Origin of the sequence: Bradyrhizobium sp. SSBR45G (genome assembly GCF_030159255.1) — a bacterium.
Taxonomy (GTDB): domain Bacteria; phylum Pseudomonadota; class Alphaproteobacteria; order Rhizobiales; family Xanthobacteraceae; genus Bradyrhizobium.
In genome coordinates this window covers 31,351-47,991 of sequence record NZ_BSCT01000049.1, presented here as the reverse complement: position 1 = coordinate 47,991, position 16,641 = coordinate 31,351, and the positions used below count along the sequence as shown (strand labels likewise).

General features: G+C 66.8%; 16 protein-coding genes. 12 read left to right on the top strand and 4 right to left on the bottom strand.

Annotated features, from left to right (window positions below; genetic code table 11):
- Positions 1 to 146: 146 nt before the first annotated feature.
- Entirely contained in the window at positions 147 to 1,403 is a 1,257-nt protein-coding gene (locus tag QQL87_RS34030) for an aminopeptidase (RefSeq protein ID WP_284423513.1), read from the top strand.
- A 212-nt stretch (positions 1,404 to 1,615) separates the two neighbouring features.
- Positions 1,616 to 4,405 (top strand): methyl-accepting chemotaxis protein, encoded by a 2,790-nt coding sequence (locus tag QQL87_RS34025; protein ID WP_284423512.1) that lies wholly within the window; start codon positions 1,616 to 1,618, stop codon positions 4,403 to 4,405.
- Between the two features lie 78 nt (positions 4,406 to 4,483).
- Here QQL87_RS34025 and QQL87_RS34020 read toward each other — a convergent pair whose 3' ends face one another.
- A complete protein-coding gene (locus tag QQL87_RS34020) occupies positions 4,484 to 4,948 on the bottom strand; it encodes a DUF4399 domain-containing protein (RefSeq protein ID WP_284423511.1) in 465 nt (154 codons plus the stop codon).
- A 327-nt stretch (positions 4,949 to 5,275) separates the two neighbouring features.
- Here QQL87_RS34020 and QQL87_RS34015 point away from each other — a divergent pair, with 327 nt between their 5' ends.
- Complete coding sequence (locus QQL87_RS34015) at positions 5,276 to 5,728, top strand: cupin domain-containing protein (protein WP_284423510.1); 453 nt, start codon at positions 5,276 to 5,278, stop codon at positions 5,726 to 5,728.
- Positions 5,729 to 5,730: 2 nt separating this feature from the next.
- On the opposite strand, the gene QQL87_RS34010 is transcribed toward QQL87_RS34015, so the two are convergent.
- The gene (locus QQL87_RS34010; RefSeq protein WP_284423509.1) at positions 5,731 to 6,549 is read right to left on the bottom strand and encodes an MBL fold metallo-hydrolase; all 819 of its coding nucleotides are present in this window, start codon (positions 6,547 to 6,549) and stop codon (positions 5,731 to 5,733) included.
- A gap of 111 nt (positions 6,550 to 6,660) precedes the next feature.
- On the opposite strand from QQL87_RS34010, the gene QQL87_RS34005 reads away from it, so the two are divergent.
- Positions 6,661 to 7,587, top strand: a complete 927-nt coding sequence (locus tag QQL87_RS34005; protein WP_284423508.1) for an alpha/beta fold hydrolase — start codon at positions 6,661 to 6,663, stop codon at positions 7,585 to 7,587.
- A 5-nt stretch (positions 7,588 to 7,592) separates the two neighbouring features.
- On the opposite strand, the gene QQL87_RS34000 is transcribed toward QQL87_RS34005, so the two are convergent.
- Together QQL87_RS34000 and QQL87_RS33995 are read right to left on the bottom strand one after the other, a co-directional pair.
- Entirely contained in the window at positions 7,593 to 9,119 is a 1,527-nt protein-coding gene (locus QQL87_RS34000) for a permease (RefSeq protein ID WP_284423507.1), read from the bottom strand.
- Positions 9,116 to 9,865: an ABC transporter ATP-binding protein gene (locus QQL87_RS33995; protein WP_284423506.1), complete on the bottom strand. Its 750-nt coding sequence runs from the start codon at positions 9,863 to 9,865 to the stop codon at positions 9,116 to 9,118. The genes QQL87_RS34000 and QQL87_RS33995 overlap by 4 nt, the downstream gene beginning before the upstream one ends.
- Before the next feature lie 215 nt (positions 9,866 to 10,080).
- Here QQL87_RS33995 and QQL87_RS33990 point away from each other — a divergent pair, with 215 nt between their 5' ends.
- The 8 genes from QQL87_RS33990 to QQL87_RS33955 all read left to right on the top strand — a co-directional run bounded on the left by QQL87_RS33990 (position 10,081) and on the right by QQL87_RS33955 (position 16,524).
- Positions 10,081 to 10,857: an SDR family NAD(P)-dependent oxidoreductase gene (locus QQL87_RS33990; RefSeq protein ID WP_284423505.1), complete on the top strand. Its 777-nt coding sequence runs from the start codon at positions 10,081 to 10,083 to the stop codon at positions 10,855 to 10,857.
- A 6-nt stretch (positions 10,858 to 10,863) separates the two neighbouring features.
- Positions 10,864 to 11,037, top strand: a complete 174-nt coding sequence (locus tag QQL87_RS33985; protein ID WP_284423504.1) for a DUF2256 domain-containing protein — start codon at positions 10,864 to 10,866, stop codon at positions 11,035 to 11,037.
- A 13-nt stretch (positions 11,038 to 11,050) separates the two neighbouring features.
- Positions 11,051 to 11,512 carry a DUF3429 domain-containing protein gene (locus QQL87_RS33980; RefSeq protein WP_284423503.1) on the top strand — a complete coding sequence of 154 codons (462 nt, stop codon included), beginning with the start codon at positions 11,051 to 11,053 and terminating at the stop codon, positions 11,510 to 11,512.
- Between the two features lie 67 nt (positions 11,513 to 11,579).
- Positions 11,580 to 12,329 (top strand): aspartate/glutamate racemase family protein, encoded by a 750-nt coding sequence (locus tag QQL87_RS33975; RefSeq protein ID WP_284423502.1) that lies wholly within the window; start codon positions 11,580 to 11,582, stop codon positions 12,327 to 12,329.
- A gap of 341 nt (positions 12,330 to 12,670) precedes the next feature.
- Complete coding sequence (locus tag QQL87_RS33970; RefSeq protein WP_284423501.1) at positions 12,671 to 13,756, top strand: ABC transporter ATP-binding protein; 1,086 nt, start codon at positions 12,671 to 12,673, stop codon at positions 13,754 to 13,756.
- A 24-nt stretch (positions 13,757 to 13,780) separates the two neighbouring features.
- Positions 13,781 to 14,827, top strand: coding sequence for an ABC transporter substrate-binding protein (locus tag QQL87_RS33965; RefSeq protein ID WP_284423500.1), 1,047 nt, complete (start codon positions 13,781 to 13,783; stop codon positions 14,825 to 14,827).
- A 3-nt stretch (positions 14,828 to 14,830) separates the two neighbouring features.
- Positions 14,831 to 15,712, top strand: a complete 882-nt coding sequence (locus QQL87_RS33960; protein WP_284423499.1) for an ABC transporter permease — start codon at positions 14,831 to 14,833, stop codon at positions 15,710 to 15,712.
- A complete protein-coding gene (locus QQL87_RS33955) occupies positions 15,709 to 16,524 on the top strand; it encodes an ABC transporter permease (protein ID WP_284423498.1) in 816 nt (271 codons plus the stop codon). Before QQL87_RS33960 ends, QQL87_RS33955 begins: the two co-directional genes overlap by 4 nt.
- The last annotated feature ends 117 nt before the right edge of the window (positions 16,525 to 16,641 follow it).

Here is a 16,641-nt window from a genome sequence, read left to right as displayed (position 1 = left end):
CTATCAAATGATGCTAAAACTATCTTAGCGCCTATGGGGTCAAGCCCGGGACGACAGCGGAGAATGCTGCTGCACTCCACCATTGACCGCACCATCGATTGGCCTATCTCTTGAGCATCGCAAAGAACCGGAACTGGACAGCCCTGATGACCGCACATGTCAGAAGCTTCGATACCGCTATCGATCCCGTGAAGCTCGACCGTCTCGCCGAAGTGGCGGTGAAGGTCGGCCTGCAATTGCAGCCGGGGCAGGATCTGCTGCTCACCGCGCCGTCGGTCGCGCTGCCGCTGGTGCGGAAGGTTGCTGAGCATGCCTACAAGGCCGGCGCGGGTATCGTGACCTCGTTCTTCTCCGACGAGGAGCTGACCCTGGCACGGTATCGTTTTGGTCATGACAACAGCTTCGATCGCGCCGCCGACTGGCTCTATCAGGGCATGGCCAAGGCATTCTCGGAGAACACCGCCCGGCTCGCCATCGTCGGCGACAATCCCATGCTGCTGTCCGGCCAGGATCCGGCCAAGGTGGCGCGCGCCAGCAAGGCGAACTCCAAGGCTTATCAGCCGGCGCTCGAGAAGATCACGAATTTCGAGACCAACTGGAACATCATCGCCTATCCGAGCCCGGCGTGGGCGACGCTCGTCTTCCCCGACGTGCCGGAGGAGGTCGCGGTCGCGAAGCTGGCCGACGCAATCTTCGCGGCCTCGCGCGTCGACCGCGACGATGCGGTGTCCGCCTGGGAGCAGCATAACGCGGTGCTGCGCGAGCGCACCGAATGGCTCAACGGCCAGCGCTTCAGCGCGCTGCACTACACCGGCCCAGGCATGGATCTGACCATCGGTCTCGCCGACGGCCACGAATGGGAAGGCGGCGCCTCCACGGCGAAGAACGGCATCGTCTGCAACGCCAACATCCCGACCGAGGAGGTGTTCACGACGCCGCATTGCCGCCGCGTGTCCGGCCATGTCGTCAGCTCCAAGCCGCTGTCCTATCAGGGCACCTTGATCGACAACATCCAGGTCAGGTTCGAGGAAGGCCGCATCGTCGAGGCGAAGGCCTCGAAGGGCGAGGAGGTTCTGAACAAGGTGCTCGACACCGACGAGGGCGCGCGCCGGCTCGGCGAGGTGGCGCTGGTGCCGCACTCCTCGCCGATCTCCAAGAGCGGGCTGCTGTTCTACAACACGCTGTTCGACGAGAATGCCGCCTCGCACATCGCGCTCGGCCAGTGCTATTCGAAGTGCTTCGTCAACGGCACCTCGCTGTCGCCGCAGCAGATCGCCGCCCAGGGCGGCAACCAGAGCCTGATCCATATCGACTGGATGATCGGCGCTGCCGAGACCGACATCGACGGCGTCCATGAAGACGGCCGCCGCGTGCCGGTGTTCCGCAAGGGCGAGTGGGCCTGAGTTCGTCCGAGGCTTCTATCGGCGGCACGTCGCGAGATGGGCCGCCGATTGCACGTGAATGTGCGTAAGGCTGTTTGTAGTTGCCGGAAATCCCGTAGTTCTACTGCACCTCATGGTTGAATATTTATGAAACACGCGCCTCACTTAGTCTGTCATTAAGCACGACCCTTAAAGCTCGCAGCTGTTGCTCAATTGATTCACAGGGAACAGCAATGGGTGTGGCGGTTGCCGGTTCGGTGCAGAGCCGGTTTCGGTTTGGGCTCAAGGGCCAAATTCTTTGTCTCGGTGTTGCCGGCGTTGCTGTCATCGGCTGCCTCTATCTGACGGGGCTTTCAATCGAGCGGCGCAGCCAGCAGACGGCGGATCGCGTCGCGACGCTGGCCACTTTGAGTGGCGGAATATGGGAAGGGCTGTTGCAGGCGCGTGGCACGGCGACCGAATTCCTGCAGAAGCCGTCGGAGGCCAAGGTCGCCGCGCATGAAGGAATCGCGAAGACGATCACGTCGCGCCTCGACCGCATCGACGAGATGCTCGCCGCGACACCCAACGACGAGACCGCGCGGCAGGCCGCCTCGTCGCGCGAGGCGATCACCGGCTACGCGACCCGCTTCGCCCAGGTCGTCGCTGCGCAGAAGGTCATCGGTTTCAATGAGAATGACGGTCTGCAAGGCAAGCTGCGCGGCGCCGTTCGGTCGATCGAGACCCAGCTGACGAAGCATGATCAGCCGCGCCTCGCAGTGCTGATGCTGATGATGCGCCGGCACGAAAAGGATTTTATGCTGCGTGGCGATCCGAAATACGGCGACGATTTGCGCAAGCGCGTCGACGAATTCGGCGCAGAGCTCGGCAGGTCCGATCTGCCCGAGCCGGTCAAGGCCGAGATCGTCAAGCTGATGGACGTCTATCGGACGAGCTTCCTCTCCTACATGAGCGGGCAGACCAACCTGCTGGGAGAAACAGCCGAACTGACGCGGTACTATGAAAGCATCAGTCCGACGCTGCAGGCGATCAGGTCCGCGGCTGATCAGCGGCTCGGCATCGTCAAGGCAGAGCTCGCCAGCGTGAAGGACACCGTGTTCTGGTCGATCTCCATCACGGTGCTGGTCACGGCGGCGGCGGCGCTGATGTTCGGACGCTGGCTCGCCGCACCGCTGCTGCAGATGGCCCGCGCCATGGAGCGGCTGGCGCAGAATGATCTCGACGTCAGCCTCGAGCCGGTGAAGCGTCGCGACGAGGTCGGCCAGATCTCACGCGCCCTCGGCGTGTTCCACGGCAAGCTGCTGGAGAACCGCCGGCTCACCGAGGAGCAGGCCAGGGCAAAGGAGACCGCCGAGCGCGAGCGGCGCAAGATGTTCGCCGAAATGTGGGAGCTGCTCGAGACCGACCTCGATTGCGCCGTCGCCGAGGTGATGACCATCAGCGGCGATGCGTCGACCCGCAGCGCCCAGGCCGTCGCGGAGGCGAAGACGATCGCGAGCGAGGCCGGCATGGTGGCGCAGGCCTCCGCCCGCGCCAGCAGCAACGTGACCACGGTCTCGAGCTCGGCGGAAGAACTGTCGGCCACCGGACGGGAGATCGCGCAGCGTGCCGCGGAGACGGCGGAGCTGGCCAGCCGGGCCGCGCGCGAAGCGCAGCAGGCCGGATCGACCGTGGCGGCTCTCAGCGATGCAGCCGGGCAGATCTCGTCCGTCGTCAACACCATCGCCGAAGTGGCGGCGCAGACCAACCTGCTGGCGCTCAACGCCACCATCGAGGCGGCTCGGGCCGGCGAAGCGGGCGCAGGGTTCGCGATCGTCGCGCATGAGGTCAAGGCGCTGGCGCGCAAGACCTCCGAGGCCGCCGATGACATCGCCCAGCGCATCGATCGGATCTCGACCGCGACCTCCGACTCGACCGCCGTGATCAGCAAGATCAGCGCGGCGATCGGCAGCATCGACGGCGCCAGCGCGGCGATGGCCGCTGCCGCCGAGCAGCAGGAGGCGACCTTGCGCGAAGTGGCGCGCAGCCTCACCGAGGCCTCGGCCGGCGTGGCGATGGTGGCCGAGAACGTCACCCGCATTTCCAGCCGTTCGTCGGAAATCGAGCAGCAGACCCAGACCGTGTCCGAGCTCGTGACCGGCACCAATGGCCGGGTCTCCGAGCTGCGCGCCAATCTCATGGTCTCGCTGCGGACCTCGAGCCTCGGCGACCGCCGCTCGACGGATCTGCGCCGGCCCGTCAGCATCCCCGCACGACTGCACTCGAGGGGCGGCCAGGTCGACGGCACCCTGCTCGACATCTCGGGCGGCGGCCTGCGCTTCCGCGCCGCGATAGATGTGGTCGGCCTCGCCGAGCAGCAGCAGGTCAAGGTGGAGTGCGCGTCGTTCGGTACGGTCGATTGCGATATCGTGGCGATCGGCAATCGCGACGTCCATCTCAGCTTTCGCGAGCTGGCCCAGGCGCGGCGCGATGCGGTCCATGCGCTGCTGGCCGAGATCGACCGGGCCGATCAGGCGCATGTCGACGCCGCGCTGGCGGTCGCCGGGCAGATCACGGCGGCGATCGAGCAGTCGATCGCGTCAGGCGAGACCACGGTCGCGCGCTGGTTTGACTTCGACTATCGGCGCATCCCGGACACCGATCCCGAGCAGTTCGAGGCGCCATTCACGGCGATCTGCGACCGCCTGCTGCCGCCGTTCCAGGAGGCTGCGCTGGCGGCCGATCCGAACGTCGTGTTCTGCGTGGCAATCGATCGGAACGCCTACATTCCGACACACAACCGCAGGGTCTCGCAGCAACAGCGGCGGGGTGAACATGTCTGGAACGTGGCGAACTGCCGCAATCGGCGGTTCTACAAGGACCGCGCCGGCATGGCCGCGGCGCGGACGCTCCATGGGCATCTCGCGCAGCGCTACGAGCGCGACATGGGCGGCGGCGTGACCGTCACGGTGAAGGAGATCGACGTGCCGATCAGGATCAAGGACCGCCATTGGGGCGGACTGCGGCTCGCATTCCGGGTGTAGATGAGCGAGCGGCCACTCGATCGGGAGACAGCAGGCGGTGGCGCAGCCCGCAGCATAGCGGGCCGCGCCATGCCGGGCTTATGGTGATTTGGCCTGGGTGGTGGCCTCGACCGTCACGGTGATCCGCTCCGACATGACCGGCTTGTTGTGCGGAATGTGGCTCCAGTCGCCGAGCACGAGCTGCAAGGTGTGCTTGCCCGGCGTCAGCTTGACCGAGGCTTCAGTCTGACCCTTGCCGAAATGGACATGTTCGGCATCCACCGGGATCGCCTCGTTGAGCGAATCCCCCTCGAGCGCCGGCGCGTCGATCAGCAGGTGATGATGGCCGGTGTTCGGGGCCTCGGTGCCGGACGGCGCGACGCCCATGCCGGACAGGCCGAAGCGGATCAGAACCGGCGAGGCGACGGTGTCGCCGTCCTTGAGGTTGATGAAGTAGGCCTTGGCGTTGTCAGGCGCAGGCGTTTCGCCGGCCATGACGAACGTGGTGGTGGCAAGGGTGGCGGCGGACAGCGTGAGGGCGATGGCGAGGCTCAGTCGGCGCATCCTGGGAAATCCTTATTTCTGCGACAGCGGCAAATCTTTAAAGGCGACAACACGATGCTGGATGCATTGGGCGACCGGGGCTCGGCACGTCCGCATCTTGCAGTGCGGTCAAACAGTAGATCGGGAGGTTTGGCGAAGCCGCGAACAAATTGCGGCGTTCGCGTGATGTTTATAGCGCTGGCGTGGTTGTGATGCGACGGCTGGTCGCGGCCGTCAGTTCAAATTTTAACGATCGCAGAAAGCGGCGGTCAGGCCCATCCGGATACGGTCGCAGCCTCATGCCGGCATCTGGCCGGCCGTTTCAGTCCCGTGCATTCGAGGTCCGCGATGTCTCCGTCCTTGATCGAAACCGCCAATCTCACCGTCGACCTGGCGCCCGCTCCGATCGAGCCGTCCTGGATCATCGAGGGCAATCCGACCGCGACCTCCTGCACGGTGGCGCGCAGCAGCGACGGTCTGGGCTCGACCATCGTCTGGCATTGCACCGAGGGCAAGTTCAACTGGTACTACGATTTCGACGAGACCATCCTGATCCTGGACGGCGCGATCGTGCTGGAGAGCGATGGGCTCCCGGCGAAGCGCTATGGGCCGGGCGACGTGATCTTCTTCCGCGACGGCGCCCATGCCAAATGGCATGTCGAGGGCCACGTCAAGAAGCTGGCCTTCTGCCTGAAGACGCAGCCTTACGTGCTCGGCCTCGCGGTGCGCGTGATGGGCAAGCTCAAGCGCATGTTCCTGACGCCGGAAGGCCGCCGCGGCACCAGCCTCGCGGGCGCCTGAGGTTACACGCCGTCGAGGATGATCACGGTCGGGACAGACGGCAGCAGTTCGCGCGACATCTTCAGTGTCCGCTCGGTGCGGCGGTCGATCTCGAACTGCTGGCCGATCTTGCGCATGAACTCGTCGAGCGGGGTCGCGAAACGGTGCATCGGCAGCACCACCGAGGCCCGCAGCCGCTTGGTGATGTCAGAGATGCCGTCGAGCGACATCGTGTAGCCGCCGTCGATCGGCACCATCACGATATCGAGCCGGCCGATCGCGGCGAAATGCGTCTCGTCGAGCTTGACGTGCAGATGGCCGAGATGGCCGATGCACAGGCCGGCGACCTCGAAGACGAAGATCGAGTTGCCGTCCTTGATCATGTCGGCGCCGAGGGAATCGCTGAAATAGCGGCGGATGTCGGTGGTGATGTTGCGGATCAGCACGTCGCCGACCCGCTCGAACACCTGCGCCGGCTTGCCGTCGTCGCCCCAGCCGTGCAGCACGTGCGGGATGCGCGGATCGGGCGCCAGCGTGTAGTGCGTCGAATGCGCCCGGTTCATGGTGATGACGTCGGGCAGCCGTCCGACCTGATAGGCACCGCTGTAGTCGGTGGCGATGCGGATGCCCATCGGCGTGTCGATGAAGTAGGTCGAGTGGCCGGCATAGGTGATCGTCACCTCGTTGCCGGCCGCAGCCGTCCGACGCAGGCTGACGGGCGTGGCGCGCGGCGGGCCACCGGCCATCGCCAGGCACTCGCTGGTGCGCGGTCCCGATTGCGCCAGAGCAGGCGATGCGAACGAGACCAGGACGGCAAGCAGCGAGACCAGCGAGCGCAGCATGGCGGTTCCTCTTCAACAGCCCGTGGGAGTGTAGCGAGGAATTGCGATCCAAACTATCCTCATCGCAATGCCCGACGGCACGCCAGGGCATTGCGAGCATGGGAGGATGGCATGATTGATCGAGACGGATCGTCGCAGGCGCAGCTGATGCAACCCATCAAGGCCATCGATGCCGGGGTTCTCAGCATTGCCTATGTCGAGAGCGGACCGGCCGATGGTCCCGCCGTCATCCTGCTGCACGGCTATCCCTACGATATCCATTCCTATGTCGACGTCGCGCCGCGCCTTGCGGCCCAAGGCTGCCGCGTCATCGTGCCCTATGTGCGCGGCTATGGGCCGACGCGCTTCCGCGATGCTTCGACGCCGCGCTCAGGCCAGCAGGCCGCGGTCGGCGCCGACCTGATCGCGCTGATGGATGCGCTGGCGATCCCGCGCGCCGTGTTCGCCGGCTATGATTGGGGCGGCCGCGGCGCCTGCATCGGCGCCGCGCTGTGGCCCGAGCGCTGCATCGGCCTCGTCTCGGTCAATGGCTATCTGATCCAGCACATCGCCAGGGCGATGGAGCCCGCGCCGGTGCCGCGCGAACTCGCGTTCTGGTATCAATGGTACTTCCAGACCGAGCGCGGCCGCGCCGGCCTCGCAGCGCACCGCGCCGAGATCGCACGGCTGCTGTGGCAGCAATGGTCGCCGAACTGGCGCTTCGACGATGCGACCTTCGCGCGCGCGGCCACAGCCTTCGACAATCCCGATCACGTCGATGTCGTGATCAACAGCTACCGCCACCGCTTCGGATTGGCCGCGGGCGATCCGCGCTATGACGAGCACGAACGGCGACTGGCGGCGCAGCCGGTCATCACCGTGCCCACGATCACGCTCGATGGCGACGGCGACGGCGTGATCCCGGCCACCGACGGAGCGGCACATGCCGCGAAATTCAGCAACCGGATCGCGCATCGCGTGATCCCCCGCGCCGGCCACAATCTGCCGCAGGAGGAGCCCGCGGCGTTCGCGGACGCTGTCATGGAGGTGCTGCGCTGAGCATGTCAGGTCCGCGCCGGGCTCAGCCTCCAGGCGGCGAACAGGATCCCTGCGGTCATCAGTCCGCAGATCAAGGCCGCTGCCGGCAGCGCGAGCGCCAGCGCCGCGGTCGCCGCCCAGCCGATCGACGAGAACGCCTCGGCAAAGGTGGCGAGGCGCGACGAGGTCTGACGGCGCCGGAACTGGCTGCGCCGCGCCTGGATTCGGAACCATAATTGGATCGCGGTCGAGGAGATCGTGGCCACCAGCACCGCCGCCGCGGTCACCAGCGCCTGCCATGGCGCGATCCAGCCTAGCGCGAGCACGAGCGGCGCAAAGATCACCGCGATGGTCATCAGCACGACCTCGATCTTGGCGCGCACGATGCTGGCGGCCGTCAGTGGCGCCGTCGCGACCAGCTCGGGCGCGTCTTCGCCGGAAATGGTGAGCCAGGCGAGGCCGCCGGCAAGCTGGCCGGCGGCCATCACGATGACCGGCGTGATCAGGATCACCGCCTGCGAGCTGTCGGAATAGCTGCGCCACAGCAGCAGCGCCGGCGGCAGCAGATACAGCAGCTGCATCAGCGTCTGCGAGATCAGCCACGGGTCGCGCCTTAACAGCACGAACTCCTTGCGGCGCAGCGCCTGCTGGCGCGAGCCGCCGCGGAAGGCCCGGATCTGTGCACCGGCGCGGGTCGAGACGCCCTGGGCCGCGGCGCTGATCGCGGTGTCGGCAAAGCGCGGCGAGAACACCATCATGACGATGCCGAGCAGCAGCAACCCGGCCGCGAGCAGGATCAGCAGCGCCTGGCCGTCACCGAGCGCGGCGCGGGCCGGCAGCCAGACGAGGCTGTCCGGGTCCGGGGCAATCGCAGCCGCGGCATCCGAGGTGAGCACGGCAAAGCGCGACAGCGTGCCATAGGACACGATGGCTGCGATCTGCAGCATGATGACGAAGCCGGCGCCGATCACGGCGGCCAGGATCTGCGCCACCAGCCGCGTGCGCGCCGGGCCGATGAGCCGAAACAGGATGATCGTGACCGCGATGGCGATCGCGGCGGCCGACAGGCCGACGGCTGCGACGACGACGAAGGCCGCGAGCCAGCGCACGCCGCCTTCGATCAGCAGCACGTCGACGAACGGCGTCGCGAGCAGCAGGGCCATGCTGGTGACGGAGAGCGCAATCGCCGCGATCCGGACCGAGAAGATCTCGGCGAGCCGCACCGGCGACGACATGATGAGGTCGAGATCGGCGCGGGCGTAGAACACGCGCGTCACCGACTCGATCGCCTGCGACAGCATCAAGGCCCAGGACAGCATGATGGTCGCGGTGATCACGATCAGCGCGGTCTTGTCGAGCGGCGGCTGCAGGTCGGCGTAGCGGCCGACCACCGCCCAGGCCGGCAGATGCATGATGGCGCCGAACAGCACGAGGCCGATGATCGCGGCACGGGTGCGGCGGCGCTTGCCGGCGGTGATCATGCCGAGCCATTCCCGCCAGGCGAGCCTGATCTCGTGGCGGGCGAACCAGGCGAGCGTCGCCGCCCGCGTCATGCCGCGGACTCGACGTCGACCAGCGCGATGAACAGCTCTTCCAGGCTGGTGTCTGTGCGGCCGTTCTGCTGGCGCAGCTCGGCGAGCGTGCCTTCGGCGACGATGCGCCCGGCGGCGATGACCCCGATCCGGTCGGCCATGCGCTCGGCCACTTCGAGAATGTGCGTGGTCATGATGACGGTGCCGCCGCGGCGGACGCGCTCGGCCAGGAGACCCTTGACGTGACGCGCGGACACCGCATCGAGGCCGGTGAGCGGCTCGTCCAGGATGATGAGCTGCGGGTCGTGCACCAGCGCGCCGGCCAGCGCCACCTTCTGGCGCATGCCCTTGGAGAAGCCCTCGCAGCGTTCGTGAAGGTGAGGCTCCAGCCCGAGCGAGACCAGCAGCGCGCGGGCCGTTGCGCTCGAGCTCGCCGGATCGACGCCCCACAGCCCGGCGACGAATTCGAGATATTCGAGCGGCGTGAGCTTGTCATAGATCATCGGCTCGTCGGAGACCCAGGCCATCACCTGCTTGGCGGCGATCGGATCATCAAGCGCGTCGATGCCGAAGATCGCGATCTCGCCGGCATCCGGCCGCAGCAACCCCGCCACCATGCGCAACGTCGTCGTCTTGCCGGCGCCGTTGGGTCCGACCAGCGCATAGAACTCACCGGCGCGCACGATCAGGTCGAGCCCGTCGACGGCAGGCCGCTCGAAACATTTGGTTAACCCTCGGACAGTGAGGGCGGAGGTGTCTGGTGTCATGACCGCTCATTCGGTTCGCGCCGACAATCTGGACGCAACTCGTTGCGGCGCGGTGAACGGCCAAGCGATCGTGATCGTGACGGGCGAGTCCGGGCCGGCCGGTTCCAGGCGCCTCCTCCTGAGCCGGCAGTCTAGCGCAATGATCCGGCCACAGGGCAGCTTCGTTAGGAGGATGAGCAGCCTTGGTAGGCTGCATGGCTCCCGCGAGGACGGACGTGACGGACCAGCTGATCGCGAACGCGACGCGTGACGCCGCTTCGGGCGTTGCAACGCCCCAGCCCCGGCACACCGTCCGGCTGGATTCATTTCCACGTGGCGGCGTTGCCGCCGTGTTCGGCGCCAGCGGCGGTATCGGCTCGGCGCTCAGCGCGGCGTTGAGCGACAGCGGACATTTCGACACCGTGCTCGGCTTCAGCCGCGGCACGACCCCTGCCTTCGATCTCACCGACGAGACAAGCCTCGCGCAGGCAGCGGAGCTGATGGCAGGTGCGGGCGAGATCCGTCTCGTCATCATCGCCACCGGCATGCTGCACGAGGCTGGCGCGCTGCCGGAAAAGAGCTGGCGCGAGCTCGATGCCGAACGTCTCGCCCGCGCCTTCACCATCAACGCGACGGGCCCCGCGCTGCTGATGAAGCATCTGCTGCCGCGGCTGCCCCGCACCGGCAAAGCGACGGTGGCGGCATTGTCGGCGCGGGTCGGCTCGATCGGCGACAACCGGCTGGGCGGCTGGTACGGCTATCGCGCCTCCAAGGCGGCGCTGAACCAGCTCGTGCATTGTGCGGCCATCGAGCTCGCGCGTCGCGCGCCAGAGGCGATCTGCGTCGCACTGCATCCGGGCACGGTGGCGACGCCGCTCTCGGCGCCGTTCGCCTCCGCCTCCGGCATCGCTCCGGCGGAGGCCGCCCGCCACCTGCTCGGGGTCATCGACCGGCTCGGGCCGCAGGACACCGGCGGCTTCTACGACTGGCGCGGCGCGCCGGTCCCGTGGTGAGGCGCCATGCCGAAGATGCGCCGCAAGGCCGACCTTCCCACTAAGACCTGCGCTGCGTGCGGCCGCCCCTTCGCGTGGCGCAAGAAATGGGCGCGCGACTGGGACGAGGTGAAGTTCTGCTCCGACCGCTGCCGCGCGGAGCGGCGGACCACCGCTCAGCCGGCGCGGCCGGGCCATTGAGAGAGATCACATCATGCTCGCCGGCATTCCAACGTCCATGCGCATCCTCGGACTGGCCGGGCTGATCCCGTTCGTCGGTTTTGCCTTGCTGGTGATCGCGGGCCAGGGGCCGGTGCGCCTGATGGCCGTGCAGGCGCAGATCGCCTACGGCGCCGTCATCCTGAGCTTCCTCGGCGCCGTGCATTGGGGCCTCGCCGTGCAGGCACCCGCCTTGGCCGGGTGGTGGCGCATGGCCTGGGGCGTCACACCGGCGCTGCTCGGCTGGGCCGCGCTGCTGCTGCCGGCTGCGGCCTCGCTGGTGCTGCTGGCCGCGGCGCTGTTGGCAGCGCTCATCGTCGACGAGCTCTGCTTCGGTGGCGGCGACGGGCGATCCTGGTTCCTGAAGCTGCGGCGGCTGCTCAGCGTCGGCGCGATGGCCGCGATGCTCGCGACCTTCATCGCCATCATCGTCGGCGGAACAGCCGGCACCGCCTGAACGGCTCACCACTGTAGACAGAGCCGCAATGGCTCGGGCAAGCTTTGGCGTTCCCTCGCGAGGCGCCATGAACATCCTGCTGCTCAATCCGAACATCCGTACCGACATCACCGACCTGATGCTGCAGGTCGGCCGCGACGCAGCCGCGCCCGGCACGACGCTGATCCCCTGCACCGCACCGCGCGGCGTGCCCTATATCGCGACCCGCGCCGAGGCGCAGATCGGCGGCGCCGTCGCGCTGGAGATGCTGGCCGAGCGAAATGGCAGCTTCGACGCCGCAATCATCGCCGCCTTCGGCGATCCCGGACTGTTCGCCGCGCGCGAGCTGTTCGACGTGCCGGTGATCGGGCTCGCGGAAGCAGCGATGCTGACCGCCTGCATGGCCGGGCGGCGCTTCGCCATCGTCACGTTCGCGCAGGCGCTCGGCCCCTGGTACGAGGAGTGCGTGCGCATGCACGGTCTGATGGAGCGCTGCGCCGGCATCCGGATGCTCGACGGCAGCTTCAAGCAGATCTCCGATGTGCAGAATGAGAAGGAAGAATTGCTGGTCGAGCTGGCGCTGCGTGCGGTCGAGGAGAATGACGCTGACGTGCTGATCTTCGCCGGCGCGCCGCTCTCGGGTCTCGCCGCCCGCGTCGCGCACCGCATTCCCGTGCCGGTGGTCGATCAGGTGGTCGCCGCGGTGAAACAGGCCGAAGCGCTGCTGGCGCTGAAGATGCGCAAGGCCACCGCCGGCACCTTCCGCCGCCCGGCGGCGAAGCCGACGACGGGATTGCCGGAAGCACTGGCCGCGCGGTTGGAGCACCGCGACGGTTAGTTGGAATGGCGTGAGGAGCGCCGTCTCTCTCCTCCGTCATTCCGGGGCGCGCGTCAGCGCGAGCCCGGAATCCATAACCACGACTGACTGCGTAGATCCGAGAGGTCGCCACGGCCCTCTCGCCCGACAATGACGGCCTGTGGGTATGGATTCCGGGCTCGCCCTTCGGGCGCCCCGGAATGACGTGGGGAGAGAGCGAGCGATAAACAGCTTGCTACGAGCGCTACGCAAGCCCGGCACACTCGCATACCGGTCGCGCGCTTGCTTGTACACAAACGGCCCCCACTGCCCGAAAAGGCGGCACGTTTCTTGCTTTTTCAAACTCATTGAGCAGGAAGCCCATGGCCAGCGTATCGGAAGCCAAGTCGCTCGTTCTGGATCGGATCACCCACCGCTTTGCGAGCGGCACGATGGCGGTCTCCGACATCAATCTCGATGTGAAAGGCGGCGAGATCATCGCCCTGCTCGGCCCGTCCGGCTGCGGCAAGACCACGCTGCTTCGCATCATCGCCGGCTTCATCGGCCAGAGCGAGGGGCGCGTCATCATCGGCAATGACGTCGTCGATGCGCTGCCGCCCAATCGCCGCGCGGTCGGCATCGTGTTCCAGAACTATGCGCTGTTCCCGCATCTGTCGATCACCGAGAATGTCGGCTACGGCCTCGCCGCGCGCGGCGTCGACAAGGCGACGCGCAACAAGGAAGCGCAGCGGCTGCTCGACATGGTGCAGCTCGGCCCGTTCGGCGAGCGGCTGCCGCGGCAATTGTCGGGCGGCCAGCAGCAGCGCGTGGCGCTGGCGCGCGCGCTCGCGATCAAGCCGTCGATTCTGCTGCTCGACGAGCCGTTCGCCGCGCTCGACAAGAATTTGCGGCTGGACATGCAGATTGAGGTCAAGCGGCTGCAGCGCATGGCCGGAACCACGACACTGATCGTGACCCACGATCAGGAGGAGGCGCTGTCGATGGCCGACCGCGTCGCGGTGCTCAGCCATGGCCATCTCGAGCAGTTCGGCACGCCCTCGGAGATCTACGACCAGCCACAGACGCTGTTCGTGAATAGCTTCGTCGGTACCGCGAACAAGATGAAAGGCGTGGTGGTTGCGACTGACGCGGGCGGCGCGAAAGTCGCCCTGGAAGCCGGCGGCGAGATCATCGCCCGCGCGCCCAAACCGGTCAGTGCCTCAGACAAGGTCACCGTCTGCCTGCGTCCCGAGCATCTCACCTTCGTCAGCGACGACACCGGCTTTGGCGGTGAGATCGGCATGGCGCTGCCGCTTGGCGCCACCGTCGTCCACGAGATCAAGGCCAAGGACGGAACGAGCATCAAGATTTCGCAGGCCCGCACCGGCGGCACGCCGCTGCGCGAGGCCGGCACGCCGGTGCGCGTCGCGCCGCTCGCGGCCGGACTCGCCACCGTCTTCCCGGAATGAACAACCAACACATCGGAGTGAAACATGATGCTTGATCGCCGCCGGCTCCTGACCAGCGCCTTGACGCTGGGAGCCATGCACGCCTTCCCCGGCCTGAGCCTCGCACAGGCGCGGCCGCTGGTATTCGCGACCTTCACCGGCAGCTGGGAGGAGGCGCACAAGGCGGTGCTGGTGCCGGCGTTCCGCAAGGCCAACGCCGATGCGGCCATCGTGCTGGATCCGATGCTCTCGGTCGACCAGATCGCCAAGGTCAACGCCGCCAAGGCCAATCCGCCGATCGACGTCATGCTGCACGATCCGGGTCCGGCACTGGTCGCGATCGGCCAGGATCTCGTCGATCCGTTCCCGGCCGACAAGAGCGCCTACTACAAGGACCTGATTCCGGAAGCGCAGGACGCGATGGGCCCGGCGCCGTTTTTCCAAGTGGTCGGGCTGACCTACAATCCGGAGACGGTGAAGACGCCGCCGACGTCCTGGGCCGATCTGTGGAAGCCGGAGTTCAAGGGCAAGGTCGGCATCACGAACCTCAACTCCACGCTCGGCACCGGCTGGCTGGTCGAGATCGCGCGCATGCGCGGCGGCTCCGAGGCCAATGTCGACGAAGGCTTCAAGGCGCTGGAGGAGCTGAAGCCAAACCTCGCCGCGGTTGCGGCCAATCCCGGCGCGCTGGCGACCCTGTTCCAGCAGGGCCAGATCGACATCTCGCCCGGCAATTTCAACGCGATTCAGATCCTGAAGGCGCGCGGCGTGCCGGTCGAGTTCGTGGCACCGAAGGAAGGCGCGATCGCCTTCAAGACCACGATCCATATCGTCAAGAACTCGCCGAACAAGGAGCTCGCCTTCAAGCTGATCGAGGCGGCGCTGTCGCCGGAGGTGCAAACCACCCTGATGAACTCGCCCTATCTGATCGTGCCGACCAACACCAAGGTCGCGATGTCCGGCGAGATCGCCAAGGTGCTGGCCAAGGACACCGCGGAGCTGAAGAAGAAGTTCGTGTTCCAGGACTGGAAGAAGATCAACGAACAGCGCGCGTCCTGGATCGAGAAGTTCAATCGCGACATCAAGATCTGAACCATGAAGAGCGCCACGGCAGCAAGCACGACAGCACCTCGAGACGTGACCAGCTTCAGCCTCGGGCTCGCATTGCCCTTAGGCGCAGCGTTCGCGATCTTCTTCGTGCTGCCGCTGGCGCAACTCTTCTATCTGTCGCTCCACAACGACACCGCGGCGACGGTGTGGGGGCTCGGCCAGTACATCAAGTTCCTGACTGACCCCTTCAGCCTGTCCGTGCTCGGCGCGACGCTTCTGCTCGGCGCCGAGGTCACGCTCGCCTGCCTTGTGCTCGGCTATCCCATCGCCTGGCTCTACCAGCGCTCCGGCAGCCGGGTGCAGACATTGATCATCATGATCGTGCTGCTCCCGCTCTTGACCAGCGTCGTGGTCCGCACCTTCGCCTGGATCGTGATCCTGGGGCGGCAGGGCATCATCAACTCCGTGCTGCAATCGCTCGGCCTGATCGGCACGCCGCTGCGCATGATCTACACGCAAGGAGGGCTGATCGCGGCGCTGGCGCAGGTGCAGATGCCGCTGATGGTGCTGCCGCTGATCACCGCGATCGGCCGCATCGACCCCAATCTCTCCGATGCCTCGGCCTCGCTCGGCGCCGGCAGCTGGCGCACCTTCGTCAAGGTGATGCTGCCGCTGTCGATGCCGGGCATCATTGCCGGCTGCACCTTGACCTATGCGGCGGCGATCACCGCCTTCATCACGCAATCGCTGGTCGGTGGCGGGCAGATGCTGTTCATGCCGATGTATCTGTATCAGCAGGCCTCGACCCTGCAGAACTGGCCGTTCGCCGCCGCCATCTCGATCATCTTCCTGTTCGCGGTGCTGGCGATCGTCGCGCTGTTCTCGACGCTCGGCCGGCGCGCCCGCGGCTATGGAGACGCGCGATGAGCCGCAGGCAGAAGAATTTCGAGGCCCTCAGCTTCCAGATCGTCATGACGGTCATCGCGGTGCTGGCGCTGATCCTGATCGTGTCGCCGTCGCTGGTCGTGGTGATCGTCTCCTTTACCTCGGGCTTCTCGCTGAAATTCCCGCCGCCCGGCTATTCGACGCGCTGGTATGTCGAGCTGTGGAACGCCTGGCAGCTGCAATTCGCAGCACGCAACAGCGTCGTGGTGGCGCTGTGGTCGACGGGGCTGTCGGTCGTGCTCGGCGTCGCCGCGGCGCTGGCGATCTCGCGCTCGAAGACGCTGACGGCGAAGCTGCTGGACTCGCTGTTCATGTCGCCGCTGGTGCTGCCGGCGCTGGCGTTCGGGCTGGCCGCGCTGATGTTCTTCTCGCTGATCGGCCTGCCGATCTCGCTGCTCACGCTGGTGATCGGCCACACCGTCGTCTGCGTGCCCTATGTGGTGCGCAACACCGTCGCCGCGCTGGCGCAGCTCGAGCCGACCCTGCTCGAAAGCTCGGCGATCCTCGGCGCCTCCAGGCTCTACACGTTCCGCCGCATCGTGCTGCCGCTGATCCGCCCCGGCATCATCTCCGGCGCCTTCATCGCCTTCATGTCGTCGTTCGACAACGTGCCGGTGTCGCTGTTCCTGCGCGACGCCGCCACCGACATGCTGCCGATCCGGATGTGGCAGGACCTCGAAGGCAAGCTCGACGTCACCATCGCCGCGCTGTCGAGCGTGCTGATCATCGGCACGGTGGCGCTGATGGCGATCATGGAGCGCACCACGGGTCTTTCGAAGCGGCTGACGGGTTGATCGAGGCGTCTGGCTGCGGAGGCCTCATGGTTCGAGACGCGCCGCAAGCGGCGCTCCTCACCATGAGGGTTGATACACCGCCAAGCAATCAGCCCTCGTCCTGAGGAGCCCGCCGCA

Coding starts and splice junctions, on each gene's coding strand:
- QQL87_RS33975 (WP_284423502.1), top strand. CDS start 11,580: ATGAACATCCTGCTGCTCAATCCGAACATCCGTACCGACATCACCGAC.
- QQL87_RS33960 (WP_284423499.1), top strand. CDS start 14,831: ATGAAGAGCGCCACGGCAGCAAGCACGACAGCACCTCGAGACGTGACC.
- QQL87_RS34025 (WP_284423512.1), top strand. CDS start 1,616: ATGGGTGTGGCGGTTGCCGGTTCGGTGCAGAGCCGGTTTCGGTTTGGG.
- QQL87_RS34000 (WP_284423507.1), bottom strand. CDS start 9,119: ATGACGCGGGCGGCGACGCTCGCCTGGTTCGCCCGCCACGAGATCAGG.
- QQL87_RS33980 (WP_284423503.1), top strand. CDS start 11,051: ATGCTCGCCGGCATTCCAACGTCCATGCGCATCCTCGGACTGGCCGGG.
- QQL87_RS34015 (WP_284423510.1), top strand. CDS start 5,276: ATGTCTCCGTCCTTGATCGAAACCGCCAATCTCACCGTCGACCTGGCG.
- QQL87_RS33985 (WP_284423504.1), top strand. CDS start 10,864: ATGCCGAAGATGCGCCGCAAGGCCGACCTTCCCACTAAGACCTGCGCT.
- QQL87_RS33955 (WP_284423498.1), top strand. CDS start 15,709: ATGAGCCGCAGGCAGAAGAATTTCGAGGCCCTCAGCTTCCAGATCGTC.
- QQL87_RS33970 (WP_284423501.1), top strand. CDS start 12,671: ATGGCCAGCGTATCGGAAGCCAAGTCGCTCGTTCTGGATCGGATCACC.
- QQL87_RS34010 (WP_284423509.1), bottom strand. CDS start 6,549: ATGCTGCGCTCGCTGGTCTCGCTGCTTGCCGTCCTGGTCTCGTTCGCA.
- QQL87_RS34020 (WP_284423511.1), bottom strand. CDS start 4,948: ATGCGCCGACTGAGCCTCGCCATCGCCCTCACGCTGTCCGCCGCCACC.
- QQL87_RS34030 (WP_284423513.1), top strand. CDS start 147: ATGACCGCACATGTCAGAAGCTTCGATACCGCTATCGATCCCGTGAAG.
- QQL87_RS33995 (WP_284423506.1), bottom strand. CDS start 9,865: ATGACACCAGACACCTCCGCCCTCACTGTCCGAGGGTTAACCAAATGT.
- QQL87_RS33965 (WP_284423500.1), top strand. CDS start 13,781: ATGATGCTTGATCGCCGCCGGCTCCTGACCAGCGCCTTGACGCTGGGA.
- QQL87_RS34005 (WP_284423508.1), top strand. CDS start 6,661: ATGATTGATCGAGACGGATCGTCGCAGGCGCAGCTGATGCAACCCATC.